General features: G+C 40.7%; 26 protein-coding genes and 3 tRNA genes. 8 read left to right on the forward strand and 21 right to left on the reverse strand.

Annotation, left to right across the window (positions count from 1 at the left end):
* Positions 1 to 27: 27 nt before the first annotated feature.
* A complete protein-coding gene (locus tag VTHSUH11_RS03895) occupies positions 28 to 588 on the reverse strand; it encodes a Fe-S-containing hydro-lyase (protein WP_059364620.1) in 561 nt (186 codons plus the stop codon).
* Positions 589 to 607: 19 nt separating this feature from the next.
* A complete protein-coding gene (locus tag VTHSUH11_RS03900; RefSeq protein ID WP_105092696.1) occupies positions 608 to 1,450 on the reverse strand; it encodes a fumarate hydratase in 843 nt (280 codons plus the stop codon).
* 658 nt (positions 1,451 to 2,108) lie between these two features.
* Here VTHSUH11_RS03900 and VTHSUH11_RS03905 point away from each other — a divergent pair.
* From VTHSUH11_RS03905 to VTHSUH11_RS03920, 4 genes are all read left to right on the forward strand, one after another.
* A tRNA-Asn gene (locus VTHSUH11_RS03905) sits at positions 2,109 to 2,184 on the forward strand.
* A gap of 12 nt (positions 2,185 to 2,196) precedes the next feature.
* Positions 2,197 to 2,271, forward strand: a tRNA-Glu gene (locus VTHSUH11_RS03910).
* Between the two features lie 3 nt (positions 2,272 to 2,274).
* Positions 2,275 to 2,350, forward strand: a tRNA-Val gene (locus VTHSUH11_RS03915).
* Between the two features lie 97 nt (positions 2,351 to 2,447).
* The gene (locus VTHSUH11_RS03920) at positions 2,448 to 3,299 is read left to right on the forward strand and encodes a hypothetical protein (RefSeq protein WP_105092697.1); all 852 of its coding nucleotides are present in this window, start codon (positions 2,448 to 2,450) and stop codon (positions 3,297 to 3,299) included.
* A gap of 70 nt (positions 3,300 to 3,369) precedes the next feature.
* On the opposite strand, the gene atpC is transcribed toward VTHSUH11_RS03920, so the two are convergent.
* From atpC to VTHSUH11_RS04000, 16 genes are all read right to left on the reverse strand, one after another.
* Entirely contained in the window at positions 3,370 to 3,777 is a 408-nt protein-coding gene (gene atpC, locus VTHSUH11_RS03925; protein ID WP_105092698.1) for an ATP synthase F1 subunit epsilon, read from the reverse strand.
* A gap of 3 nt (positions 3,778 to 3,780) precedes the next feature.
* Positions 3,781 to 5,205 carry a F0F1 ATP synthase subunit beta gene (gene atpD, locus VTHSUH11_RS03930; RefSeq protein ID WP_059364628.1) on the reverse strand — a complete coding sequence of 475 codons (1,425 nt, stop codon included), beginning with the start codon at positions 5,203 to 5,205 and terminating at the stop codon, positions 3,781 to 3,783.
* Positions 5,206 to 5,223: 18 nt separating this feature from the next.
* The gene (atpG, locus tag VTHSUH11_RS03935; protein ID WP_105092699.1) at positions 5,224 to 6,078 is read right to left on the reverse strand and encodes an ATP synthase F1 subunit gamma; all 855 of its coding nucleotides are present in this window, start codon (positions 6,076 to 6,078) and stop codon (positions 5,224 to 5,226) included.
* Between the two features lie 3 nt (positions 6,079 to 6,081).
* Positions 6,082 to 7,620: a F0F1 ATP synthase subunit alpha gene (gene atpA / locus VTHSUH11_RS03940; RefSeq protein WP_105092700.1), complete on the reverse strand. Its 1,539-nt coding sequence runs from the start codon at positions 7,618 to 7,620 to the stop codon at positions 6,082 to 6,084.
* A 10-nt stretch (positions 7,621 to 7,630) separates the two neighbouring features.
* Positions 7,631 to 8,188: an ATP synthase F1 subunit delta gene (gene atpH / locus VTHSUH11_RS03945; protein ID WP_105092701.1), complete on the reverse strand. Its 558-nt coding sequence runs from the start codon at positions 8,186 to 8,188 to the stop codon at positions 7,631 to 7,633.
* A gap of 4 nt (positions 8,189 to 8,192) precedes the next feature.
* Positions 8,193 to 8,690, reverse strand: a complete 498-nt coding sequence (atpF, locus tag VTHSUH11_RS03950) for a F0F1 ATP synthase subunit B (protein ID WP_005381595.1) — start codon at positions 8,688 to 8,690, stop codon at positions 8,193 to 8,195.
* 18 nt (positions 8,691 to 8,708) lie between these two features.
* Positions 8,709 to 8,936: a F0F1 ATP synthase subunit C gene (gene atpE, locus VTHSUH11_RS03955; RefSeq protein ID WP_005377043.1), complete on the reverse strand. Its 228-nt coding sequence runs from the start codon at positions 8,934 to 8,936 to the stop codon at positions 8,709 to 8,711.
* A gap of 19 nt (positions 8,937 to 8,955) precedes the next feature.
* Complete coding sequence (gene atpB, locus VTHSUH11_RS03960; protein ID WP_059364639.1) at positions 8,956 to 9,630, reverse strand: F0F1 ATP synthase subunit A; 675 nt, start codon at positions 9,628 to 9,630, stop codon at positions 8,956 to 8,958.
* A gap of 228 nt (positions 9,631 to 9,858) precedes the next feature.
* Positions 9,859 to 10,221 (reverse strand): Tat pathway signal protein, encoded by a 363-nt coding sequence (locus tag VTHSUH11_RS03965; RefSeq protein WP_105092702.1) that lies wholly within the window; start codon positions 10,219 to 10,221, stop codon positions 9,859 to 9,861.
* A gap of 10 nt (positions 10,222 to 10,231) precedes the next feature.
* Positions 10,232 to 10,426, reverse strand: a complete 195-nt coding sequence (locus VTHSUH11_RS03970) for an AtpZ/AtpI family protein (protein WP_038148240.1) — start codon at positions 10,424 to 10,426, stop codon at positions 10,232 to 10,234.
* A 1-nt stretch (position 10,427) separates the two neighbouring features.
* Entirely contained in the window at positions 10,428 to 11,570 is a 1,143-nt protein-coding gene (wecB, locus tag VTHSUH11_RS03975) for a non-hydrolyzing UDP-N-acetylglucosamine 2-epimerase (protein ID WP_105092703.1), read from the reverse strand.
* Positions 11,571 to 11,626: 56 nt separating this feature from the next.
* Entirely contained in the window at positions 11,627 to 12,781 is a 1,155-nt protein-coding gene (locus VTHSUH11_RS03980; RefSeq protein WP_105092704.1) for a glycosyltransferase family 4 protein, read from the reverse strand.
* 46 nt (positions 12,782 to 12,827) lie between these two features.
* Positions 12,828 to 14,186 carry a PFL family protein gene (locus VTHSUH11_RS03985; RefSeq protein WP_105092705.1) on the reverse strand — a complete coding sequence of 453 codons (1,359 nt, stop codon included), beginning with the start codon at positions 14,184 to 14,186 and terminating at the stop codon, positions 12,828 to 12,830.
* Between the two features lie 10 nt (positions 14,187 to 14,196).
* On the reverse strand, positions 14,197 to 14,472 hold the full coding sequence (locus VTHSUH11_RS03990; protein ID WP_059364644.1) for an ACT domain-containing protein: 276 nt from the start codon (positions 14,470 to 14,472) through the stop codon (positions 14,197 to 14,199).
* Between the two features lie 146 nt (positions 14,473 to 14,618).
* Entirely contained in the window at positions 14,619 to 16,265 is a 1,647-nt protein-coding gene (locus tag VTHSUH11_RS03995) for a phosphoglucomutase (protein WP_105092706.1), read from the reverse strand.
* A gap of 15 nt (positions 16,266 to 16,280) precedes the next feature.
* Positions 16,281 to 17,207, reverse strand: a complete 927-nt coding sequence (locus tag VTHSUH11_RS04000) for a YitT family protein (RefSeq protein ID WP_105092707.1) — start codon at positions 17,205 to 17,207, stop codon at positions 16,281 to 16,283.
* 196 nt (positions 17,208 to 17,403) lie between these two features.
* Here VTHSUH11_RS04000 and ispE point away from each other — a divergent pair, with 196 nt between their 5' ends.
* The 4 genes from ispE to VTHSUH11_RS04020 all read left to right on the forward strand — a co-directional run bounded on the left by ispE (position 17,404) and on the right by VTHSUH11_RS04020 (position 22,051).
* The gene (gene ispE / locus VTHSUH11_RS04005) at positions 17,404 to 18,300 is read left to right on the forward strand and encodes a 4-(cytidine 5'-diphospho)-2-C-methyl-D-erythritol kinase (protein WP_059364650.1); all 897 of its coding nucleotides are present in this window, start codon (positions 17,404 to 17,406) and stop codon (positions 18,298 to 18,300) included.
* On the forward strand, positions 18,297 to 18,992 hold the full coding sequence (locus VTHSUH11_RS04010; protein WP_105092708.1) for a GntR family transcriptional regulator: 696 nt from the start codon (positions 18,297 to 18,299) through the stop codon (positions 18,990 to 18,992). Before ispE ends, VTHSUH11_RS04010 begins: the two co-directional genes overlap by 4 nt.
* A gap of 159 nt (positions 18,993 to 19,151) precedes the next feature.
* A complete protein-coding gene (locus tag VTHSUH11_RS04015) occupies positions 19,152 to 20,612 on the forward strand; it encodes an alanine/glycine:cation symporter family protein (RefSeq protein WP_105092709.1) in 1,461 nt (486 codons plus the stop codon).
* A 182-nt stretch (positions 20,613 to 20,794) separates the two neighbouring features.
* The gene (locus tag VTHSUH11_RS04020; protein ID WP_059364655.1) at positions 20,795 to 22,051 is read left to right on the forward strand and encodes a Glu/Leu/Phe/Val family dehydrogenase; all 1,257 of its coding nucleotides are present in this window, start codon (positions 20,795 to 20,797) and stop codon (positions 22,049 to 22,051) included.
* A gap of 82 nt (positions 22,052 to 22,133) precedes the next feature.
* On the opposite strand, the gene VTHSUH11_RS04025 is transcribed toward VTHSUH11_RS04020, so the two are convergent.
* From VTHSUH11_RS04025 to VTHSUH11_RS04035, 3 genes are all read right to left on the reverse strand, one after another.
* Positions 22,134 to 22,625, reverse strand: coding sequence for a QueT transporter family protein (locus tag VTHSUH11_RS04025; protein WP_105092710.1), 492 nt, complete (start codon positions 22,623 to 22,625; stop codon positions 22,134 to 22,136).
* 490 nt (positions 22,626 to 23,115) lie between these two features.
* A complete protein-coding gene (queC, locus tag VTHSUH11_RS04030) occupies positions 23,116 to 23,805 on the reverse strand; it encodes a 7-cyano-7-deazaguanine synthase QueC (protein ID WP_105092711.1) in 690 nt (229 codons plus the stop codon).
* A gap of 89 nt (positions 23,806 to 23,894) precedes the next feature.
* Complete coding sequence (locus VTHSUH11_RS04035) at positions 23,895 to 24,650, reverse strand: exodeoxyribonuclease III (RefSeq protein ID WP_105092712.1); 756 nt, start codon at positions 24,648 to 24,650, stop codon at positions 23,895 to 23,897.
* Between the last annotated feature and the right edge of the window lie 43 nt (positions 24,651 to 24,693).

The raw sequence follows: 24,693 nt of genomic DNA on the forward strand, positions 1-24,693 counted from the left end.
CCTCTTTTAATCGCTCAATGGCAAATATTAGATTCTTCTGTAAGGTTTTTGACCTTCTTCGTAGAAGTTGTTACCTTCAGTATCACCAACTACGATGCATGGGAAGTCTTCAACTGTCAATTCAGCCAAAGCTTCTGGACCAAGTTCACCATATGCAAGTACTTCGTATTTTTTGATTGATTTTGCAATCAATGCTGCAGCGCCACCAACTGCTGCGAAGTATGTGCAACCATTTTTCTTCATGGATTCAACTACTTCTGGTTTACGGGAACCTTTACCAATCATGCCTTTGATACCTTGATCAAGCATTGTTGGTGTGTAAGCATCCATACGACCGGAAGTTGTAGGACCAGCGGAACCAATTGGATCACCAGGTTTTGCAGGTGTTGGGCCAAGATAGTAAACGAATTTATTAGTCCAATCGATTGGTAATTTTTCACCACGTGCCAAAGCTTCAGTCATAACTTTATGAGCAGCGTCACGAGCGGAGTAAATTTTGCCAGTGATAAGAACGCTATCACCAACTTTTAATTTACGGGAAAACTCTTCATTATATTCTTCAGTATTAATGCGAATTGTTTCAGACATATTATTTACCTCCTATCGATTAAAGTTCTACGTGAGCATGACGAGCAGCATGACACATAATAGTAACTGCAACAGGAAGACCTGCGATATGAGTTGGGCCCCATTCGATGTTTACACCAAGGCAAGTTGTAGTACCGCCCAATTGTGGTCCGATACCAGTTTTGTTAACCATTTCCAAAATTTCTTCTTCCAATTTTGCATAGTCTGCATCTTTGTGAGGTGCGTTAATGTCGCGAAGCAAAGCTTTTTTGGACAATACAGCAGCTTGGTCCATAGTACCACCGATACCTACGCCAAGTACGATTGGAGGGCATGGGTTAGGGCCAGCTTTTTTAACGATTTCAAGGACTGCATTTTTAACGCCTGCAACGCCGTCAGCTGGAACAAGCATAGCTACGCCAGATTTGTTTTCGGAACCGAAACCTTTAAGTTCTACTTGGATATCTACTTTATCGCCAGGAACGATGTCTGTGTAGATGATAGCAGGTGTATTGTCTTGTGTGTTTTTACGGTTGAACAATGGTTCACCCACAACGGATTTACGAAGGTAACCTTCGATGTAACCAGCTGCAACACCAGCATTGATAGCTTCAGTAAGATCGCCACCAACGAAATGTACATCTTGACCTACTTTTAGGAATACCATTGTCATGCCAGTATCTTGGCAGTATGGACGATCTTCTTTATCAGCAATTTCTGCATTTTCGATAAGTTGATCAAGAACAATACGACCTACTGGAGACTCTTCTGTTTCGCGGCCTTTTTTCAAGCCTTCATAAATGTCTTTTGGCAAGTGGTAAGCTGCATCCATACATAATTGACGGATTGTTTTTGTGATTTCAGATACATTAATCTCGCGCAAGATAATCCCTCCTCAGGAAAATAATTGGATATTAACTCTAATACCATGAGATACATTTTTCTCAAAGCGTTAAGCTAAGATTAACTCTATGCCTCCATACTAGCACACTACTGAAAGGCTTTCAACGCTTTACCTATACACTTTTCACAATGAAATTTATCGATTTGATAATTATTTTCACTGATTAATTATACCAAATTTATGCACTTTAATAACTATCTCGAGACCCTTTAAAAGCCTGTTTAACGCGTTATATCTGTAACTAATATCACATATTACACTTGTATATGATTCGTTACCAATCATTAGATACCTTATCTATGAACTATATTTCATCAATTAATGAGATTAGCTATCAATTTAAAGAGAAAAGATTTTAATTATGAGTGCATATAACATCTATGCTCAATACAATTTATTTACTAACTCACCTCTATTCCAACAGCACAAAAAAGCTTGTAACACGCTTAAACACTGAATTTATGGTTACATAATACGTTTATCATATTTTATTGCTAACTCATCAATTTTATTTATCACGTTAAAAACTCATTGTATTATGTGTTTTAGTTATAGCATATGCTAAAAATTTTTAACTTTTTATATCATTTCCTCTTGCTATTCTTGTAAGGTTCATTTATAATAATCACTATATTATTCCTCGATAGCTCAGTCGGTAGAGCAATCGGCTGTTAACCGATCGGTCGTAGGTTCGAGTCCTACTCGGGGAGCCAATATCATATCATGGCCCGTTGGTCAAGCGGTTAAGACACCGCCCTTTCACGGCGGTATCCCGGGTTCGATTCCCGGACGGGTCACCACATGGACGATTAGCTCAGCTGGGAGAGCGCCTGCCTTACAAGCAGGATGTCGGCAGTTCGATCCTGTCATCGTCCACCACATTAAGAAGCAAGCTGAGGCTTGCTTCTTTTTTATTATAACTATGGTATACTGTTACATATAGTTAAAAATTTATTCATCTCAAGGAGAGTTTGACATGAAATTAAGAGAAGTCACAACGCGTGTCGGTCTCTGTCTAGCACTAGCTTTTGTTTCTACTTTTACAATTGCTAACGCTGCACAAAGTGACACACAATCTAAAAATACTCGTTCTATTCCTATTGCACCAGTAAAAATTATTCCCGCGCCTAGTACAATTGGTACTTCATCTATTCAAATTACATCTACAACGTCTAATACACCTTCAACAATTGGTAAAGCCAATTATGATGGCCATCTAGATAATTTTCCATCCCGCAAAGCAACACTTGTAGTACCTACTACACTACGTAATGAAAGCACAGCTGCTTTTGGGAAATATTTATCTGATTCTGTAGCAAGTGTATTACGCTACCCTTATTATGATACGATTGTAGTTAGTACAAACACTCCTCTCAGCCAAATTACAGCTGTTGATTTAGCTGAAATTGCAGCTACGCAACAATCTGAAATCGTAATCATGCCGATTCCTATGCAAGATATTTATGTTCAATTACCTGTAACATATCTTAGCCAATACCACCGCGATGATAGTGATGATATTCACATCCAAGCAAAAGTAAATGCTATGATTTATTACTACGATACTAACGAGGGTATTGTGCATACCATTCGCAGCGGTTTTAATCAAGTAGATGATTCTCTCACTATGCCAACCCATAAATCTGTATGGAATAAGGTTATCAAGGATCTACTCGATAAACTACCATACAAACGTGTTCCTACAGATCGTGACCGTTATCAATCTCCTGGTATCAACGCAGAAATGCCTGTTGTACCAGACTATGAATTCCAAGTTGAACAACCTAAAAATACCGCTTACTCCTTAAAAGGCGTTAGCGTATTATAATAAAAACGAAAAAGCAGATATAGCATGCCTGTTAGGCATGCTATATCTGCTTTTATTTGTAATTGCATAATTATATGCGTTTTGTTACTTTTAAGCGAAGCAAAGCTCGAGCTAACGCATGTTCAGCACGTTCTACATCAATATCCGGTGTCGGATTCGACAAACGACCTTCTGCACGTTCTTTTGCACGTTCCGCACGTTCTATATCGATGGCTTCAGGATTTTCACAATTTGGTGTAATGATACTTACCTTATTGTTTTCAATCTCAACAAATCCACCAAAAACAGCGAAGGTTTGTTTTTTCCCTTCAGGGTCATCAATGCGTAATGGCGCCACATCAAGGGCGATAATCATAGGTGCATGATTTGGTAAAACACCAAATTCACCATCAATAGCACGTCCCACGAAAAAATTAGCTTTACCATCATATACAACCGCATCAGGTGTAATTATCGTTAGGGTCATAGGTTCCGCCATGGATTATTCCCCCTTCTCTTGCATTTCCTTTGCTTTTGCAACGGCTTCATCAATGGTACCAACCATATAGAATGCGCCTTCTGGTAAATCATCATGTTTACCATCAAGGATTTCTTTAAAGCCACGCAATGTTTCTTGTAACGGTACATACTTACCAGGAGAACCAGTAAATACCTCTGCTACGAAGAATGGTTGACTCAAGAAACGTTGGATTTTACGAGCTCGAGATACAGTCAGTTTATCTTCATCAGATAATTCTTCCATACCAAGGATTGCAATAATATCTTGTAAATCGCGATATTTTTGCAACACTTCTTGAACGCCACGAGCAACATTATAATGTTCTTCCCCTAGTACATGAGGGTCCAAAATACGGCTAGTAGAGTCAAGTGGATCCACCGCTGGATAAATACCAAGTTCAGCGATAGAACGAGACAATACAGTTGTTGCATCCAAGTGAGCAAATGTAGCTGCTGGTGCAGGGTCAGTCAAGTCATCGGCAGGTACATATACAGCTTGTACAGAAGTAATGGAACCTTCTTTTGTAGATGTAATACGTTCTTGTAATGCACCTACGTCATTAGCCAATGTAGGTTGGTAACCTACGGCAGATGGCATACGACCTAAGAGGGCAGATACTTCAGAACCAGCTTGAATGAAACGGAAGATGTTATCGATGAACAAAAGCACGTCTTGTTTTTTTACATCACGGAAATATTCAGCCATTGTAAGGCCAGTCAAACCAACACGCATACGAGCCCCAGGTGGTTCATTCATTTGACCATATACGAGAGCCGTTTTATTGATAACGCCGGATTCCTTCATTTCGTTCCAAAGGTCATTACCTTCACGTGTACGTTCACCTACACCGGAGAATACGGAATAGCCACCATGTTCTGTGGCAACATTGTGAATCAATTCCATAATCAATACGGTTTTACCTACGCCGGCACCGCCGAATAAACCAATTTTACCACCTTTTACATATGGTGCAATCAAGTCTACGACTTTGATACCAGTTTCAAGGATTTGTGTATCTGGTGAAAGATCATCAAATTTAGGTGCTGGACGATGGATAGGCCATTTTTCATCAGCCACAACTGGAGCTGGATCATGGTCAACAGTTTCCCCCAACACATTAAAGATACGACCCAATACACCTTCACCAACTGGAATGGAAATTGCAGCACCCATATCTTCTGCTTCCATACCACGGGTCATACCGTCAGTAGAACTCATGGCAACACAGCGAACCATATCGTCGCCTAAATGTTGCATAACTTCTACTACAATTTTTTGTCTATCGTGAGCTTTATGGTCATGGTAGATGTGGATGGCATTATAGATGGCTGGCAAATGACCAGCTTCAAAACGCACGTCTACAACTGGGCCAATGACCTGCACCACTTTCCCAATATTATTACTCATTAAGAGGTCTCTCCTTATCTATTGCAAGGCATTTGCACCACCAACAATTTCAGAAATTTCATTCGTAATACTGGATTGACGTAACTTGTTGTATTCAAGACCTAAGGAGCTAATAAGTTCCCCAGCATTATCGGTAGCAGATGTCATAGCTGTCATACGAGCACCTAATTCACTAGCCGCCGCTTGTAATAATCCATTATATAAAGTAATTTCTAAATATTTTGGCAATAGTGCATCCAAAACTGATGCAGGATCTGGCATGAATTCATATTCTTCACCCTTAACCTCATCATCTGGTTGCTCTAACGGTAGAATGCGCTCTGCCTGTGCAATTTGCGTCATAGAATTTACAAAACGCGTATAAATCATGATTACTTCGTCAACTTCATGACTTTCGTACATTGAAAGTGCATGTTCCATGATAGATCGCGAATGTTCGTAACTCGGTTTATCGGAAAAACCACTGTACGATTTGTCAATATAATAGTGACGTGATTTCAAGCTATCCTTTGGTTTTCGTCCAGTTGTAATAATGCAATATTCATCAGGCGTTTTTTGTCCGATTTGTTCTATTGCCATTTTTAACACATTGGACGAGTAAGCCCCGGCCAAACCTTTATCAGCACCGATAACAATATAACAAGTGCGTTTTACAGGTCTAGTTTCAAGGAGAGGACTTACGTAATCTTGTAAATCACTACTGGAGATATGACGCAAGATTTGCCCTATTTTTTCTGCGTACGGCCGCGTTGCATCAGCTTTCGCTTGAGCCCTACGAAGACGAGCAGAAGCTACCATCTTCATCGCTTTTGTAATTTGTTGCGTATTGGTAACACTCTTTATGCGCTTTCGCAAATCTTGTGCACTAGCCATACATTACGCCTCCTTACGGGAAACTAATGTATGTGTAGCACCAAAGGCTTCTACACATTCTGGAATAGCTTGTTTCAACAAGTTTTCAGTTGCTTCATCAAGTTTATTTGTAGTTTCAATATTACTGATGATTTCAGGATAATTAGCACGAATAAAGCGTAATAATTCAGATTCAAAAGCTAATACATCAGCAACTTGAATATTGGCTAAGTACCCTTTTGTACCAGCATACAAATTAATAACCATTTCAGCCACACTCATTGGTTCGTATTGACCTTGTTTTAACATTTCAGTCAATCGTTCACCACGGTCTAACTGTGCTTTTGTAGCTGCATCAAGATCGGAGCCGAACTGAGCAAAAGCAGCCAATTCACGATATTGTGCAAGGTCCAAACGCAATTGGCCTGCAACTTGTTTCATCGCTTTAGTTTGCGCACTACCACCTACACGGGATACGGACAAACCAACGTCAACAGCTGGACGAATACCAGAATAGAACATATCTGTGCCCAAGAAAATTTGACCATCAGTGATGGAAATTACGTTTGTTGGAATATACGCAGATACGTCACCCGCTTGTGTTTCAATGATAGGCAACGCCGTAATTGAACCACCACCTAGTTCAGGTGATAACTTAGCAGCACGTTCTAATAGACGGCTGTGTAAGTAGAATACGTCGCCTGGATACGCTTCGCGCCCTGGTGGACGGCGTAATAATAGGGACATAGCGCGGTATGCAGCCGCTTGTTTAGTTAAGTCATCATATACACAAAGTACATGTTTACCTTTGTACATAAAATATTCGCCCATCGCAACACCTGCATATGGAGCGATATATTGTAACGGTGCACCTGTAGAAGCACTAGCAGAAACTACGATTGTATAGTCTAATGCACCAGTTTCTTCTAATTTTTGTACTACACGAGCTACGGTAGATTCTTTTTGACCAATAGCTACATAGATACAAATAACATCTTTACCCTTTTGGTTGATGATTGTATCGAGAGCGATTGCTGTTTTACCTGTGCCACGGTCACCGATGATAAGCTCACGTTGGCCACGGCCAATCGGTACCATGGAGTCAATTGCTTTCAAACCAGTTTGTAATGGTTCATTAACAGATTGACGATCCGCAATACCAGGCGCTGGATGTTCTACAGGACGACGTTCTGTAGCTTGAATAGCACCCTTGCCATCAATAGGTTGACCCAATGGGTTAACAACACGACCAATGAGGGCATCCCCTACTGGTACATCCATAATTTTGCCAGTACGACGTACTTCGTCGCCTTCTTTAATCAAGAAGTCGTCACCAAGTAGTACGGCACCAACATTATCTAATTCCAAGTTCAAAACCAAGCCATATACGCCGTGTGGCAATTCTAACAATTCACCGGCCATGGCTCTTTCAAGACCATAAATATGGGCGATGCCATCCCCCACGTCAAGGACAGTACCCACGTCATCGACATTAAGGTCAACATCATAGTCCTGAATCTGCTGTTTGATTATAGCAGTGATTTCTTCAGGCTTCATTTTCATATATACCCATTCACCCCAATCTAATAGAGTCAGTTCGTACTAACGTTTTTTTCAATTCGTCTAAGCGACGTGCAATCGATCCATCAATGCGTTTATCACCAATTTGAATGATAATACCACCCATGATTGTAGGATCTTGACGCATCGATATAATGACATCTTTGCCAGTCATCGCTTGTAATTTAGCTTGTACATCATCACGCAATGTATCAGTTAATGGTTCTGCTACAGTAACAATAGCTTCCAAAATGCCACGTGCTTCGCGAGATTTTTTTATGAAAGCTCTAATTGTATCTTGCAAATAACGATATCTGCCACGTTTAACCATGACATACATGAAATGAAGTACTGTCTTTTCTACAGCAGTGCCAAAGACCTTTCCAAGTAGAGAAATCTTTGCATCTGCTTCCACAATAGGATTATTAATAAACCCTACCAATTCTGGTTGTTCATTAAGAACAGAGGCCACATATAAAAGATTTTCTTCTGTAGTTACTAAATTACCTTGTTCTTGAGCTAGCTCTAACATAGCTGAACTGTATTTATCTGCTACAATTTCTGTGCTCATAATATCACAACCCTATCGTTTTACTATCAAGTTTCGCAATAGCGTCTTCAATTAATTTTGTATTAGTTTCGCTGTCCATATCTTTTGCCACAACCTTAGTCGCCATTGCAACAGATAAGGAAATAACTTCGTTACGCAAATTATTCATAGCACGATCACGTTCGTTTACGATATCTTGACGAGCTCGTTCTTTTTCACGTTCAATTTGTTCACGAGCCGCTGCCAATTGTTCACGCGTAGTCGCTTCTGCTTGTTGCACCGCCTTTTCAACGATTTGTTGAGCCTCTTGGCGAGCATTTGCAATTTGCGCAGCATAATCAGCTTTGAATTGTTCCGCTTCATTACGAGCAGCTTGAGCATCTGCTAAATCCTTAGCAATGCGTTCTTTACGCTCTTGCATCATAGAAACCAATGGTTTATATGCAAAACGGGCCAAAATCCAAACTAATATAAAAAAGTTTAGCATTTGAGCAAGAATTGTCCCTAGCGTTAAATCTACCAAGGTCGTTCCTCCTCGCTATTATCTGAACAATAAAATGAAAGCAACTACTACGCCGATGATAGGCATAGCTTCGATTAAGCCGATAGCTACGAACATTGTGGACATTAATTGACCGCGCAATTCAGGTTGACGTGTAATACCTTCAATAACTTTACTAGCTACCATGCCGTCACCAATACCTGCCGCGATAGCACCACAACCTACTGCGATTGCCGCAGCTAATGCGAATAAACCTTGAACTTCCATAATAAATCCTCCATTAAAATTAGTGTTCTTCACTTAATGCCATGCCTAAATAGTTGGCTGTTAGAACTGTAAAAATAAAAGCTTGAATAATACCAATAAACAAACTAAAAGCAATCCAAATCCATGGTACCGGTACGAACCAAGGCAAATTATAAAGAATTTCCAATAAAATTTCGCCGGCCACAATATTACCAAATAGACGGAAAGCTAATGTGATAGGTTTTGCTATTTCTTCAAAAATATTTAGAACTAGCATAGCCTTATAAGGCTGTAAAAAATGATTAAAATAAGATAGGCCCTTAATTTTAATTCCCATTCCCCAGACTATAAAGCTACTACACAATGCGAGTGCTGCTGTTGTATTAATATCCGCCGTAGGCGAAGTAACAGCATGTAGCGTTGGCAATAACCCAAGCTCATTACCAACAAAGATAAATAAAAAGAATGTGAATAACAATGAACTCACCATCGGCCAGTGTTTACCAAGCGTTGGCGATAATTGACCTTCTAATGCTTCCAATATAGTCTCCACTACATTTTGAACACCCGAAGGCACTAATACTCGATTTCGCGTAGCAAGCATGGAAATGATGATGACGATCGCCATCGTAATCCATGTGGCAATTAAAGTATCGATATTAAACGATAACCCCAACCACTGTACTACTTGATGGTGACCTGCATGCAGTTCCACAGACTCAACCCCTTTCTCACGTAGCAATATAAATTTTATATATATCCCTATAATATATATCTATGTATTATCATACCTCTTTATAGTTATATAATCAACACTTCTGGAGTAAACAATTCGTGATTTACATATTAAAAATGCATTTTATGAATTTAAAATTCATAATAGGAATGTAATTAATCCTTATTTCATGCGATTTAGTCCTATCGCCCAATGCAATAAATTTTATTACTTACTTAATCGCCAAAACACGATATACAATACAGGCTGTATAAGTACAACTGAAATCAATAAACTTTCAGCTCGTACACCAGGTATTTGCAATCCTATAACTACGAAGGCGCCAATCAGAGCCAATCGCCACATCATTTGACGTCGTGCTTTAGCTACAGCCTGGTGTGGATTGCCATATGCTAGCCCTTTATTATGTAGACCTAACAGTACTAAATAAACCATCATAGTCAACATGCCCCATAACCAACCGAGCACGTACTGATTCCATCCAACTACATATTGGATAAGTAGGCCTAAAAAGGTAACAAAAAAACAGGCCCATAGTACATGACGTATGAATTTAATGTATTGATTCATAAATACCTCACTATTTAACCTGTTTATATAACATATAAAAGCCTGTTACAGCACCGATTAAACCAAGAATAACCATGCATAATGGCATAGTATCCATCCATGTATCCAGTTTATATCCTATCCAGATAAATCCACCGATACAAAATAGAAGGGTCAGCCCTGCCGATGTAGCCATCGCCAGAGCTTTCACCATATCCTTGTCCATATTATTTACCAAATCGATCTGGTCGATTAGCATCGCCCAAGAATTCATGACGCAAAGCTTGTAAAATCCGTTCAGATGCCTTGCCATCACCATATGGATTGACGGAATTAGACATCGTTTTATATGCCTCTTCGTCATGTAACAGCTCATATGCAGCCTTATACACGGCATCTTTATTGGTACCCACAAGACGAACTGTGCCCGCATCAACAGCTTCTGGGCGCTCTGTAGTATCACGCAATACGAGAACTGGTTTGCCAAGAGCAGGTGCTTCCTCTTGAATACCACCGGAATCAGTTAAAATCAAGTAAGACTTAGCCATTAAATTTGCAAATGGTTCATAGTCTAAAGGATCAATTAATGTTACACGATCAACATCACCTAGCTCCTCTTGTACCACTTGACGTACCTTAGGGTTCTTATGCACAGGAAATACCACTTGAATATCAACAAAATCATTTAGTAAATCGCGAATAGCTTGATATACGTGACGCATAGGTTCACCAAGGTTTTCACGACGATGTGTGGTAACAAGAACTGTACGCTTATTTGGATCGAGTGCATTAATAGCCGCATCATCAAAGACATAATTATCTTTTACCGTTGTATCTAGTGCATCAATTACAGTATTACCAGTAACATAAAGGTGATCAGTATTAATATTTTCTCGTTTTAAATTCGCTTCAGAACTAGCGGTAGGTGCAAAATGATAGGTTGCCAAAGAACCGGTCAACTTGCGGTTCATTTCTTCTGGGAATGGAGAGTAAATATCACCTGTACGAAGACCTGCTTCAACATGACCTACAGGAATCTCTTGATAAAAAGATGCTAATGCACCAGCGAAAGTAGTCGTCGTATCACCATGAACGAGTACTACATCGGGTTTAGCCTCTTCTAAAACAGATTTCAACCCCATCAATGCACGATTGGTTACATCATAAAGAGTTTGACCTTGACTCATGATATTCAAATCATAATCAGGTGTAATATCAAATAAGCGCAATACTTGATCGAGCATATCCCGATGTTGTGCTGTTACAGTTACAATCGGTTCCATATCAGGTGCTGCCTCTAAGGCCTTTACAAGAGGAGCCATTTTGATTGCCTCTGGTCTAGTACCAAAGATTGTCATTACTTTTAACATTTACTCATCCTCCACGGAGTCTAATAAAAAAGGGGCGCTAAGCGCCCCTACAGTGGTTACTCTTTTTTAGAATCATCCTCTGAATGTTCTAATACTTTCGCCAATTCTTCGCGATCAAAGGAAATCGTTTCATCTAAATCGCTACGTTCAATTGTAGGGCTTGGTAATGGGTGCCCCGCCGCATCACTGTGCGTAATAACGCCTAAGCGACGAGCCACATAGATACTACATAAGAAAATCACTAAGACGAGAGCTAAACCAACCCAAGCATTAACCTCGGCTACGATAACAGAAACACCGCCAAAGAGCGCTGTAACTGCATACATCATAAGCACAGCCTGTTTTTGAGATAAACCTTGTGCTAATAAACGATGATGCACATGACCTTTATCAGGTTTAAAGATAGGTCGTCCACTAATCTTACGACGTACGATAGCAAACAATGTATCTAGTATTGGTAAACCAAGAACAATAGCGGGTACTACTAATGCTATAGTAGCCGCTGTCTTAACAGCGCCCATCACAGATATAGCAGCTAAGGTATATCCTAATAGCATTGAACCAGTATCACCCATAAATATTTTAGCGGGATTAAAATTATAACGCAAGAAACCTACAGTAGCACCAGCTAATGCTAATGCAATACAAGCTAAATCAATTTGACCTAATTGCAATGTCATAGCACATACTGCGATACAAGCGATGAAAGAAATCCCCGCCGCTAATCCATCAAGTCCATCGATAAGGTTGACGATATTCGTAAATCCTACAATCCAGAAAATCGTCAATGGAATAGCCCAGTATTTCAAATATACAACGCCACCCCATGGTAAATTGATAAAATCAACGCGAATATCATAGGCCACGAGAATAGCAGCCGCAATAATTTGCCCCATCAACTTAGTCTTTGGTTCGATTTGTCGGATATCATCCCAAATACCAACGAGTACCAAAATAACGGTACCTAGCACGAACCCAAATAATTTATGGTCATGAGGAATACTATCATTGAATAATACAGACCCCATATACCCAAGAAAAATCGCTAACCCGCCAAGGCGTGGTATAGCCCCTTGATGCACTTTACGAGCATCAGGTTTATCAATAGCCCCTACGGCAACCGCAAAGCGTTTCACCAAAGGGGTAAGTGCATAAGTTATGACGAGAGCCAACACAAAAGCCCACACATAATCAGGCACATACTCACTCATAAGTACACCTCCAACAACTCGAATTCACTAAATTCGAGGTTTCAACTTAGTTTGTTAAGCTGCGAATAGGTGCTGGGATACGACCACCACGAGCAATAAATTCAGCTGCACTATAAGGGCTTACTTCAATGATTGGCGCATAACCTAAAAGACCGCCAAATTCAACAACTTCGCCCACAGTTTTACCAGGAACTGGAATAACACGTACAGCTGTCGTTTTATTATTAATCATACCAATTGCAGATTCATCAGCGATGATTGCAGAAATTGTATCTGCTGTTGTATCACCAGGAATAGCAATCATATCGAGACCTACGGAACATACACAAGTCATAGCCTCGAGTTTATCAAGCGATAAACTACCACAAGCTACTGCATCAATCATACCCGCATCTTCAGATACAGGAATGAAAGCACCACTCAAACCACCTACGTGAGAAGACGCCATAAGGCCGCCTTTTTTAACCGCATCATTCAAAAGAGCTAATGCAGCCGTAGTACCATGGCAACCACAAGAGGATAACCCCATTTCTTCAAGTACATGAGCTACGGAGTCACCAACTGCAGGAGTCGGTGCCAAGGACAAGTCGATAATGCCAAATGGTTTACCAAGGCGACGAGATGCCTCTTGTGCCACCAATTGACCAACACGAGTAATTTTAAAAGCAGTACGTTTAATCGTTTCCGCTACTACGTCAAATGGTTCGCCACGAACAGCTTCAAGAGCATGTTTGACTACGCCAGGACCAGATACGCCAACAGAAATAGCACTATCACCTTCTGTTACACCAAAGAAAGCCCCTGCCATGAACGGATTATCTTCTACTGGGTTACAGAAAATAACGAGTTTAGCACAACCTAACGCATCATTATCCTTTGTCAATTCTGCCGTTCTTTTAACAATGATCCCCATTTCACGAACCGCATCCATATTGATGCCCGTTTTAGTGGAACCAACACCTACAGAACTACATACGATATCTGTAGTTGCCAATGCTTCTGGGATAGAGTCGATAAGAATGCGATCAGCCTTTGTAGCACCTTTTGTAACGAGAGCAGAAAAACCACCAATAAAGTTAACACCTACGGTTTTAGCCGCACGATCAAGTGCCTCAGCGATTGGCACATAAGATGTCAAATCACTACCACCGGCCACCAAGGAAATTGGTGTAACGGAAATACGTTTATTAATGATAGGTACGCCGAACTCACGTTCAATATCTTCACCGGTCCTTACCAAGTGCTCTGCCTCTTTAGTAATGCGATCATAAATGCGGTCACATAGTTCTTTGCCAGAGCTAGATGCACATTCTAACAAGCTAATCCCCATTGTAATGGTCCGCACATCGAGCTTGTTGTCGTGAATCATCTGATTCGTTTCAAGAATATTGTCGATAGATAACATGGGCGCCTCCTTATCCTACGCGATGCATGCTAAGGAAGATATCAGCATGTTGTGCACGAATTTCTACGCCTAATGTATTACCTAGTTGAGTTAAAGCATCTTGAATTGATGTTAAGTCTTTCGCTTCTTCTGTTTCAGTCTCACACATCATAATCATATTAAATAAACCGTCTAGAATGGTTTGATTAATAGATAAAATATTCACTTTATGTTCAGCTAATACAGTGCTAACACCTGCGATAATACCTACGCGGTCTACACCCACTACGGTAACTACTAATTTCATAAAATCACCTTTTCTGACTCACTACAAACTATGCAAATGTAAATCCATGCAAACTAAGCACATGGAAATCCATTCATTCTATAAACTATATTAATATATTATATCATATATATCACAATAACAGCGTGAAAAGTTTATGAGAATACTTACTCAGAGTCTATCTTTCCATTCAGGGCTGCATTAACGATTTCTTCTCCAGCTGTTAGCAACGCAACGAGACCTAAATCGCCTTTATAGCTTTCACCATAAATTTTGTATAAATCTTCCGTACCTGAAGGTCTTGCCACAAACCATCCTTTATCGGTTTCAACCCGGACACCATCAATTGGCATATTATTATACATTGATGTGGTACGAATACCAGTAATAGGATCTCCATCAACGAATGTGGCAGTAATCAATTCTGCACTCAATTGTTTTAAAATTTGCTTTTGCTCTTTTTTACACGGTGCATCGATACGACCGAAGCGTGGTTCCCCATAGTTCTCAGCAAAATCATCTGCCATTTTCAATGCAGATTTCCCCATAACAGCCATGATTTCCATGCTGAGCAAAGCCATAATGATACCATCCTTATCAGTGGTCCATACAGTTCCATCCTTCTTCAAGAAAGAGGCCCCTGCACTTTCTTCTCCACCAATACCAATGACACCATCAAATAAAAGTTGTGAGAAATATTTAAAGCCTACAGGCACTTCAAAAACCGGAATTTCAACACCTGCAGCCCATTTGTCTATCATCGTAGTACATACAACAGTTTTACCAATGCCTTTATTTTTCCAGCCCCGCGTCGTAAATAAATAGCGTGCTGCCATTGTGAGAAATGAATTAGCGGAGACTAAACCACTAGATATAACAATGCCATAGCGATCATAGTCCGGATCATTCCCAACAGCTAAATCAAAATCGCCAATTCTATTAATAACCGACTCCATTACATATGGAGAAGAGCAATCCATTCGCACCTTACCATCATGGTCATAGGTCATAAAACTAAAGGTTGGATCATATTCGTCATGAATAATCGTTAAATCAAGACCATATCGTTCCTTAATAGCCTTCCAATACGAAGCCCCACTACCGCCTAATGTATCAACTAAGGTCTTAGGACCAGCCGCTTTAATGGCCTCCATATTAATGACTTCGCTCAACTCCTCTACATAAAGACCTTTATAGTCATACGGAACTTGAGCCGTAGGTTCAATATTATCTACGCTAATGCGCTTGAAATTTTCACTTTCACAATAAGCAGTCAAATACTCATTCGCACGCATTTCAATCCATTTTGTAACCACCGTATCAGCAGGTCCGCCGATAATCGTGTTATATTTGATGCCCCCATTATCGGGAGGATTATGAGATGGTGTAATAATAATGCCATCCGCCTTAACATCATGTTGTATATTATAGCGAATAATAGCGCGCGACACCGATGGTGTAGGTACAAAATCCATGTCACAATCAACCATAGCTGTCACACCATTACCCGCTAACACCTCAAGTACGGTTACAAGCGCGGGTTGCGACAAAGCATGTGTATCTTGTCCTACAAACACAGGTCCCGTAGCACCAAATTGCTTACGGCCATCGCAAATAGCTTGTGTTATAGCCGCCACATGAAGATCCGTAAATGTACCATCCACGGATGTACCACGATGCCCAGACGTACCAAAGGACACTAACTGTGTGGGATTTGTCATATCTGGAACATTGTCAAAATAGGCATCTACAATCGTTTGAATATCTATAATATCTTGTTCACGAACAGGAGTTCCTGCTAATGCATGAGCCATACTAGCCTCCTTAGATTAATTCTTATCTTTTCCTTCTATATAATTAGCATTCTCCTCACATTCTTTAACAAGATTTTCTATAGACGTCGGTACTATCGGTGTAGTAAACCCTTTGCCAATAACCTCTTGCGCATCTGTGATGAGAATGAAAGCCTCATTATCGACCTCTTCGATAGCTTCTTTCAATTTATTAACCTGTAGTAAATTAACAGCTACCATAACGATTTGCTTCGGCGTTCTTGTATACGCACCAATGCCATTAATAATCGTAGCGCCGCGACCCACCTTACTGATAACTGCATTACATACGTCATAAGTTCTGTAAGTAATGATGAAAGCTACCTTTCGTTGATTAAAGCCAATAACGACCTTATTAGTAATAATCGTATACACATAAAGCGATACCAGTGTTACCGCTACAGCTTCAAAACCAACAACCCAAATAGCGGCAGCTAAAATGATACCATTAATAGCACTATTGATAGACCCCATTTGAAGGCCGTAATATTTTCGTACAATAAGGGCTATTGGATCAAGCCCCCCCGTATTACCGCCAACTCGATAAACAATTCCAAGGCCAACCCCAGTAGTAACACCAGCCATCATAGAACTCAGTAAAGGATCAGATATGACCATATCATATTGAAGAAAGTCAAAGGCATCGACCATCCATGACAACATAACCGTGCCATATAATGTATTGATAATGACCTTCTTACCTAGCCAATGCCAAGCGGCCCAGAAAATCGGTATGTTCAAAACTACGTTCCACGTACCAACAGATAAACCGGTAAGATAATAAAGGATAAGTCCAATCCCACTAATACCAGTACTAACCAATTTATGAGGTAGCACAAAAGCATCCAGACCGGCACCAAAGATAGCACAGCCAACAGCAACCATTACACATTGGTATAGAGTATCTTTATATTTAGACCACATATAGGCCTCCCTAAATTGCTATTTCACTATAAATATTTTATAATTAACTAATTAGATATACAGCAAAAACGCGGTATATTTACATACATATACAATTTCATCATAAACTACTTAATGTATATTTTCAATCACTTTTCATCATATGTACGACCTCTACATAGATTCGTACGATATCATGTAAAACATCGAGGATTTTATGTCAAAAAGTATCGAACAACTGGGTTTTAGCAAAATCAATATCGGCCTTGCTATTACAGGTAAACGCGATGATGGCTACCACAATATCGACAGTATTTTCCAGTCCATCCGACTCGCGGATTCCATCTATTTTGCAAAACATCATTCCGTCGTATTCTCCGGTATAGCACCTGAGCTACCACAATACATTCAAGACCTCATTCCCTATGACGAACGCAACTTGGCACTAAAGGCATTGCGTGAGCTTCAAGCCTATACAGGATGTAAGGCTGGTGCCGCCATCCATTTGCTAAAGCGCGTACCTGCCGCAGCAGGTCTTGGCGGTGGCAGTGCCGATGCAGCAGCTATGTTATTAGGGCTCAACAAATTTTGGGATTTACGCCTTACAACAGATGAACTGATGACACTAGGTGCTAAACTAGGTTCAGATGTACCATTTCTATTAAAAGGTGGTACTGCTCGCGGCACAGGGCGCGGCGAAAAACTTATGTATCATTCATCCCCAGAACCTCATTGGTTATTACTTGTTAAGCCAGAAGTATCCGTATCTACTGCGGCCGCCTATGGACATTACAAGGGACAATCAAAAGCATCGTCTGACACAATTACAACTGTATTATCACACTTAAAAAATAATGATTTATATGCTGCTTTTACGAGTAGTGCCAATACCTTCGAAGAGTTGCTATTCCCTGATCACGAAGAACTCATTTCATGTAAAGAATTCTTCACAAGTCGTGGGTACCCTACTATCATGACCGGCAGCGGTCCAACTATGGTCGTTTTATTAGATAAGGCAACTCAAGCATTAGCCTTACAAGAGGAAATTAAAAACGCCGGCCATAATTGGCTTTCACTCATCACCAAAACATGCACACAGGAGGATGTTCAATGACAAAACGATTACAACCTATACGCTTAGATGCATATAAGCCATTGAGCGAAGTGGTAAGCGAAACACTACGCCAAGCCATTCAAGATGGTACCCTCAAACCTGGTGAGCGTTTGATGGAAATCCCCCTTGCCGAAGAACTCGGTGTTAGTCGTACACCGATTCGCGAAGCTATTCGCAAGCTCGAGTTGGAGGGATTTGTCGTTATGGTTCCACGCCGTGGTACCTATGTAGCCAATATTTCATTAAAAGATATTACTCAAGTATTTGAAATTCGTTCAGCCCTTGAAGAATTAGCAGCAGGTCTTGCAGCAGAGCGCATTACGAGCGAAGAAATTGAAACTTTGGAGCGCATGCTTGTAGAAATTGGCGATTACATGGAAAACAAAGATATGGAAAGCGTAGTGGCCGCTGATGTGGCATTCCATGAAGTGCTCTACAAAGCATCCCGTAACGAACGTCTAGCAGATATCGTCCATAATTTACGTGAACAAACCTATCGCTTCCGCAGTTTTTCCATGAATCAACCAGGACGCTTGCGTAAAACTTGGGAGGAACATCGTCAATTAGTAGAAGCGATTGCAGCTCATAATGCAGTGCAAGCCCGTAAGCTCGCACAAATTCATATGGAACATTCCGAGCAAACCCTATTACAAGGTATGGAGAATGCTGAATCCTTCGACACTGATCTATAACCTATTCCAATACATACGAATAGATTAATATATAAACCGCATGCATGGTGCTAATTTTCTACCATATATGCGGTTTTATTATATTCTATAGAACTTTCCCTCATTTTCTGATACAATAGATACACATTTTATGATTTTATTTAGCGAAAGGTGAGTTTTATGGAAACCCTACTTAATAATGCAGTCTCCACAGTCAATACCTATCTGTGGAACTACTTAATCATCTTCATTCTCATCGGTGCAGGTCTATTCTTTACCATGACTACTGGCGCCGTACAAGTCCGTATGTTCAAGGAAATGGTGCGCCTCGTTGCATCGGGTGCAGGTTCAAAAACAGAAAAGAACCACGTTTCTTCCTTCCAAGCATTCTGTGTTAGTACCGCATCCCGCGTAGGTGTAGGTAATATCGCAGGTATCGCTATTGCCGTTGTACTTGGCGGCCCTGGCGCTATCTTTTGGATGTGGGTGATTGCCTTCATCGGTTCCGCTACTGGTTTTATTGAAAGTACACTAGCTCAAATCTACAAGGAACCAGTTGCTAAAGGCGGTTTCTATGGCGGCCCTGCGTACTACATCCGCTACGGTCTTAACAACAAATCGTTAGCTGTTTTATTTGCTATTTTGATTAGTATTACATATGGCTGGATTTACAACTCTGTACAAGCTAATACATTAGCTGCGTCTCTTCAAATCTTTAATTTTGATGTATCCTACACAGGTGCCGTTGTAGCTGCTCTTGTAGGTATTATTATCTTCGGTGGTATCCATCGCGTTGCTAAAGCATCTGAAGTTATCGTTCCAATCATGGCTGTGCTTTATATTGCTACCGCATTATTTGTAGTCCTCATGAACATTGAGCACTTCCCACATGTAATCTATACAATCATTACATCTGCCTTTGATCCAACTGCAGCAGGCGGTGGTCTCTTGGGTGCAACCATCATGAACGGTATCAAACGTGGCCTCTTCTCCAACGAAGCCGGTGAAGGTTCTGTACCAAATGCAGCAGCCACAGCAGCTGTTAATCACCCAGTTGAACAAGGACTTGTTCAAGCCTTTGGTGTATTCCTTGATACATTTATCATCTGTACTGCGTCTGCTTTTATCGTTCTCATAGTAGGCGACTATAGCACAACGGGCCTTACAGGTGTAGCCCTTGTACAACATAACCTAGCAGAACAATTAGGCTCTTGGGCGCCTGCAGCAGTAGCTATTTTCATCGTTATGTTCTCCTTTAGTTCCCTTATCGGTAACTATTATTATGGGGAAATCAATATCAGCCACTTAACTGACAAAAAATATTGTCTCCATTTATTCCGTATTGGCGTAATTCTTATGACATTTGTTGGCTCTATCGCATCCCTCGACCTCGTGTGGAACCTAGCCGATTTGTTCATGGCATTCTTAGTGCTCACAAATGTTAGCTCCATCGTACGCATGGGCCGCACAGCAGGTCTTGCACTCGACGATTACATTAAGCAACGTAAAGCTGGTATCGAAACACCAGTGTTCAACCGTTCTGTCCTAAATCATACCTATGGTATTGTATGGTGGGGTGACGGTCAAACTACAGACTCCTCTGTACCGGCTACACCTATAGAAGATACAGTAGAAAAATAAAATTTATTGATTTCATGAGGATGATGAAAACGTTTTTCATCGTCCTCTTTTATTTTGAAACTATTTAACTATAGAATATAGTTCTTATTTCATGTAGGTTATTCGATAGCCAATGTCGAATATAGTAAGTAGCAAGACTTTTAAACCATCAATTCAATTCTGAAATCTCAGGAGGAACTTATATGCAAAATTATAATCCATACGAAAACATGTTAAACACACTTGATGTAGCTGCTGAAAGACTTGGCTACACAAGAAATGATTACGAAGTATTGCGCCATCCAGAGAGGGAACTCAAGGTGGCTGTTCCATTACAATTAGACAATGGCGAAGTTCGCGTATATGAAGGTTATCGTTGCCAGCACTCCACATTGCGTGGTAGTGCGAAAGGCGGTCTTCGTTTCCATCCAGATTCTGATGAAAACGAAGTACGTGCATTAGCTGCTTGGATGACAATCAAAAATGCTATTGCCAATATCCCTTATGGTGGTGGTAAAGGCGGTATCAAGGTTGATCCTAAAACATTGAACCCTCGCGAATTAGAACGCTTAACACGTAACTTCGTTCGTCGCATTGCGCCTATCATCGGCGTTAATACAGACGTTCCTGCACCAGATGTAAATACTAATGCACAAATCATGAGCTGGATTGCTGATGAATACAGCACATTAAAAGGTGAATGGAGCCCTGGCATCGTTACAGGTAAACCTATCGAAGTAGGTGGCTCCCTAGGTCGTAACGAAGCAACTGGTCGTGGTTGCCTCATCGCATTGCAATGCTACTTAGCTAAAAAAGGCTTAGATATTAAAAATATGACAGTTGCGGTTCAAGGTTTCGGTAATGTAGGCTCCGTAGGTGCTCGTCTTATCGCAGAAGCAGGTGCTAAGGTTGTCGCAATTGGTGACGTAGCTGTTAACCTTTACAATCCGAATGGTCTTGATGTAGAAAAAGCATATGAATACGCTAACTCTCATGGTCGTTCCTTAGTAGGTTACTCCGAACCAGGAATGACAACTATTTCTGGTCAAGAATTATTGGCACAAGATGTAGATATCCTCTATCTTGCAGCTCTTGAAAACCAACTCAACAAGGACAACATGGAAAATGTACGAGCTAAGATTATCTTAGAAGGTGCTAATGGCCCTACGACAAATGATGCAGACAAATACTTCTTCGAAAAAGGCATCGATATCATTCCTGACGTACTTGCCAATGGTGGTGGTGTAGTTGTATCCTACTATGAATGGGTACAAAACAAGGCAGGATTCTACTGGTCCCTTGAAGAGGTTAATGAACGCCTCACTAAGAATATGCAAAACAGCTTTGAAGCAGTATGGCAAATGCAACAAAAATACAATGTTGCGCCTCGCTTAGCTGCATATATGGTAGCCCTTGAAAGACTTGTCATCGAAACTACTCTTCGCGGCTACAATTGCTAAGGTTTTTCTCCCAAAATTTCATATAACGAAAAGGACTGGCTTTCATTTGAAAGTCAGTCCTTTTCAGTTACATATTATGTAATTATTTAATAGAGCCCATCAAAGCAACCATTGTGCGACGAGATACGAGAGCTTTCACCAAAGTGGCCCCTACTACGCCAGGAATCGTTTGACCAATCAATAAATTGATTACCAATGCCCAATACGGCACACCAATAAGTGGGCTAAGCCATAATGGTACGCATAGAGCTGGTACCAAGATGATTGGAATCATCGCCCACCATGCGCTAAGTCCAGCGCGACGCATCAATACGATGATTCCCGTCGTCAATATACCGACACCAAAGCCGCCTATCATATCAAGGATACCAAGTCCGCCGAATAAAAAGTTAGAAATAAGGTTACCTATGCCCATAGGAACGATTAAGAACGGAAAGGCATAAGCAAGTGCATATAAAGATGTGGCTATACGAATTTGGTACGCCCCAAAGGAAATACCTTGAGTAATATAAATAAGAACAATATACAATGCTACTACCATAGCAGAAATCGTTAACTTTCGTGTAGAAATCATGCACTCACCTCCTTTTCAATAAAAAAAGCATGGCAAAACTACCATGCTTGAATGTGCTTATGTTTTCCGTAGTTTTGTTTAGAGACAGGATGGTTTCAAACTGTCTTATGTAGTTGTTCGCCGTTTGGCGGTACAATTATATTAGCATACTTTATGAATTACGGCAATGTACTCTTTGCCTGATAGAATTGATTGCTTTCGCACCCACTCCAGCTAGCTTAACGGTCTTCGGCCGAGGGCCTCGACCTACTAAAGTCGCTCTGCGAAAGCAATCAATTCTACTGCATAACGGTTTATGCTCAATTGCATTCTTTACGTTATGCTAACATCCGCCCACCAAACGGCGAACATCTAATTTGACGAGTTTTCGGATGAGGGCCTTGACCTACTAAAGTCGCTCTGCGAAAGCAATCAATTCTACTGCATAATGGTATATGCTCAATTGCATTCTTTACGTTATGCTAACATTGGTCCGCCAAATGGCGAGCGACTAATTTGCAGGGTCTTTTATACCGTTGGCACGGAAGGCTTCTTGGCGGTCGATGCAGGTGCCGCAATGGCCGCATGGATGGTCGCCGCCTTCGTAGCAGGACCAGGTAAGTTGGTATGGCACGCCTAGGCGCAAGCCTTCGCGGACTACGTCGGCTTTGTTGCGGTTAATAAATGGAGCCTCTAGGGAGCACTCCTTACCAGATCCTTCAAAGATGGCATTGCCCATGGATGTGTAGAATACTTCTGTACAATCTGGATACGCATTGACAGCTGCATCATCGGCATGGGCGCCATAATAGATATAGCCACAATCGAGGGATAAGGCTAAGGATACTGCTGCAGATAGGAATAGCCCGTTTCTAAAGGGCACATAGGTGCTAACAGGCCCTTCGCCGAGTTCGTCTTGTTGTTCTTTATACGAGCCTGTAGGAACGTCTTCTGTAGACTGCGTTAACAAAGACGAGTTACTAAAGGCGAATAGTTTTGTTACATCCATTGTTTTGCCTTCTATGCCGTAGTATGCTAATACGTTTGCTGCAGCCTCTAATTCCTTGCTATGTTTTTGGCCGTATTGTATGGATAAGGGCACCACATTTTCTTTGCCAAATCGCTCAATAGCGAGCGCCAAACATGTTGTGCTATCTACGCCGCCGCTAAATAATACAACGGCTTTTTGCTTTTGTGCCATCGTTCCTCCTTATGAAAGCCTCATCCGCAGATGAGGCTTTGTTAGTTAATTTAAACATCTATGAAATTATACTTTCACTATGTCACATATTATAATTCAATATCGAGTTCTACTGGACAATGATCGCTGCCAAATACTTGTTGATGGATTTTAGCCTCTTTAATCTTATCATCTAAGCGTTTAGATGTAATAAAGTAGTCAATTCTCCATCCTACGTTTCTATCGCGGGCTTTTCCCATGTAGGACCACCAGCTATATTCATCGACCGCATCAGGATAGAGATAGCGGAATGTGTCGGTAAAACCAGACTCTAATAATTCTGTCATCTTAGCCCGTTCTTCATCGGAGAAGCCAGCGTTTTTCCGATTTGTTTTAGGGTTCTTCAAGTCGATTTCATTATGTGCTACGTTGAGGTCACCGCAAAGAATAACAGGTTTCTTTTTATCTAATTCTAATAGATATTCGCGGAAAGCATCTTCCCAGGACATACGATACTCAAGACGCGCTAATTCACGTTGGCTATTAGGCGTATAGCAGCAAACGAGATAGAAATTATCGTATTCAGCAGTAATAACGCGGCCCTCTTGATCATGCTCTTCAATGCCAATACCATTCGTTACAGAAATTGGTTTAATACGCGTGAACACAGCCGTTCCACTATAGCCTTTTTTTACGGCACTATTCCAAAATTGTTCATAGCCCGGTAATTCTAATTCGATTTGATGAGGTTGTAATTTGGTTTCTTGTAAGCAGAAAATATCTGCATCTAATTCATTAAAGGAGTCCATAAAGCCTTTTGTTACGGCTGCACGTAATCCATTTACATTCCAAGATATTAATTTCATAAATACTCCTTATTAGGTATATAAACATTATTATTTTTATGAA

It is taken from the genome of Veillonella tobetsuensis (assembly GCF_002959935.1).
Classification (GTDB): domain Bacteria; phylum Bacillota; class Negativicutes; order Veillonellales; family Veillonellaceae; genus Veillonella; species Veillonella tobetsuensis.

Coding starts and splice junctions, on each gene's coding strand:
- VTHSUH11_RS03895 (WP_059364620.1), bottom strand. CDS start 588: ATGTCTGAAACAATTCGCATTAATACTGAAGAATATAATGAAGAGTTT.
- VTHSUH11_RS03920 (WP_105092697.1), top strand. CDS start 2,448: ATGAAATTAAGAGAAGTCACAACGCGTGTCGGTCTCTGTCTAGCACTA.
- atpC (WP_105092698.1), bottom strand. CDS start 3,777: ATGGCGGAACCTATGACCCTAACGATAATTACACCTGATGCGGTTGTA.
- atpD (WP_059364628.1), bottom strand. CDS start 5,205: ATGAGTAATAATATTGGGAAAGTGGTGCAGGTCATTGGCCCAGTTGTA.
- atpG (WP_105092699.1), bottom strand. CDS start 6,078: ATGGCTAGTGCACAAGATTTGCGAAAGCGCATAAAGAGTGTTACCAAT.
- atpA (WP_105092700.1), bottom strand. CDS start 7,620: ATGAAAATGAAGCCTGAAGAAATCACTGCTATAATCAAACAGCAGATT.
- atpH (WP_105092701.1), bottom strand. CDS start 8,188: ATGAGCACAGAAATTGTAGCAGATAAATACAGTTCAGCTATGTTAGAG.
- atpE (WP_005377043.1), bottom strand. CDS start 8,936: ATGGAAGTTCAAGGTTTATTCGCATTAGCTGCGGCAATCGCAGTAGGT.
- VTHSUH11_RS03965 (WP_105092702.1), bottom strand. CDS start 10,221: ATGAATCAATACATTAAATTCATACGTCATGTACTATGGGCCTGTTTT.
- VTHSUH11_RS03970 (WP_038148240.1), bottom strand. CDS start 10,426: ATGGACAAGGATATGGTGAAAGCTCTGGCGATGGCTACATCGGCAGGG.
- wecB (WP_105092703.1), bottom strand. CDS start 11,570: ATGTTAAAAGTAATGACAATCTTTGGTACTAGACCAGAGGCAATCAAA.
- VTHSUH11_RS03980 (WP_105092704.1), bottom strand. CDS start 12,781: ATGAGTGAGTATGTGCCTGATTATGTGTGGGCTTTTGTGTTGGCTCTC.
- VTHSUH11_RS03985 (WP_105092705.1), bottom strand. CDS start 14,186: ATGTTATCTATCGACAATATTCTTGAAACGAATCAGATGATTCACGAC.
- VTHSUH11_RS03990 (WP_059364644.1), bottom strand. CDS start 14,472: ATGAAATTAGTAGTTACCGTAGTGGGTGTAGACCGCGTAGGTATTATC.
- VTHSUH11_RS03995 (WP_105092706.1), bottom strand. CDS start 16,265: ATGGCTCATGCATTAGCAGGAACTCCTGTTCGTGAACAAGATATTATA.
- VTHSUH11_RS04000 (WP_105092707.1), bottom strand. CDS start 17,207: ATGTGGTCTAAATATAAAGATACTCTATACCAATGTGTAATGGTTGCT.
- ispE (WP_059364650.1), top strand. CDS start 17,404: ATGTCAAAAAGTATCGAACAACTGGGTTTTAGCAAAATCAATATCGGC.
- VTHSUH11_RS04010 (WP_105092708.1), top strand. CDS start 18,297: ATGACAAAACGATTACAACCTATACGCTTAGATGCATATAAGCCATTG.
- VTHSUH11_RS04015 (WP_105092709.1), top strand. CDS start 19,152: ATGGAAACCCTACTTAATAATGCAGTCTCCACAGTCAATACCTATCTG.
- VTHSUH11_RS04020 (WP_059364655.1), top strand. CDS start 20,795: ATGCAAAATTATAATCCATACGAAAACATGTTAAACACACTTGATGTA.
- VTHSUH11_RS04025 (WP_105092710.1), bottom strand. CDS start 22,625: ATGATTTCTACACGAAAGTTAACGATTTCTGCTATGGTAGTAGCATTG.
- queC (WP_105092711.1), bottom strand. CDS start 23,805: ATGGCACAAAAGCAAAAAGCCGTTGTATTATTTAGCGGCGGCGTAGAT.
- VTHSUH11_RS04035 (WP_105092712.1), bottom strand. CDS start 24,650: ATGAAATTAATATCTTGGAATGTAAATGGATTACGTGCAGCCGTAACA.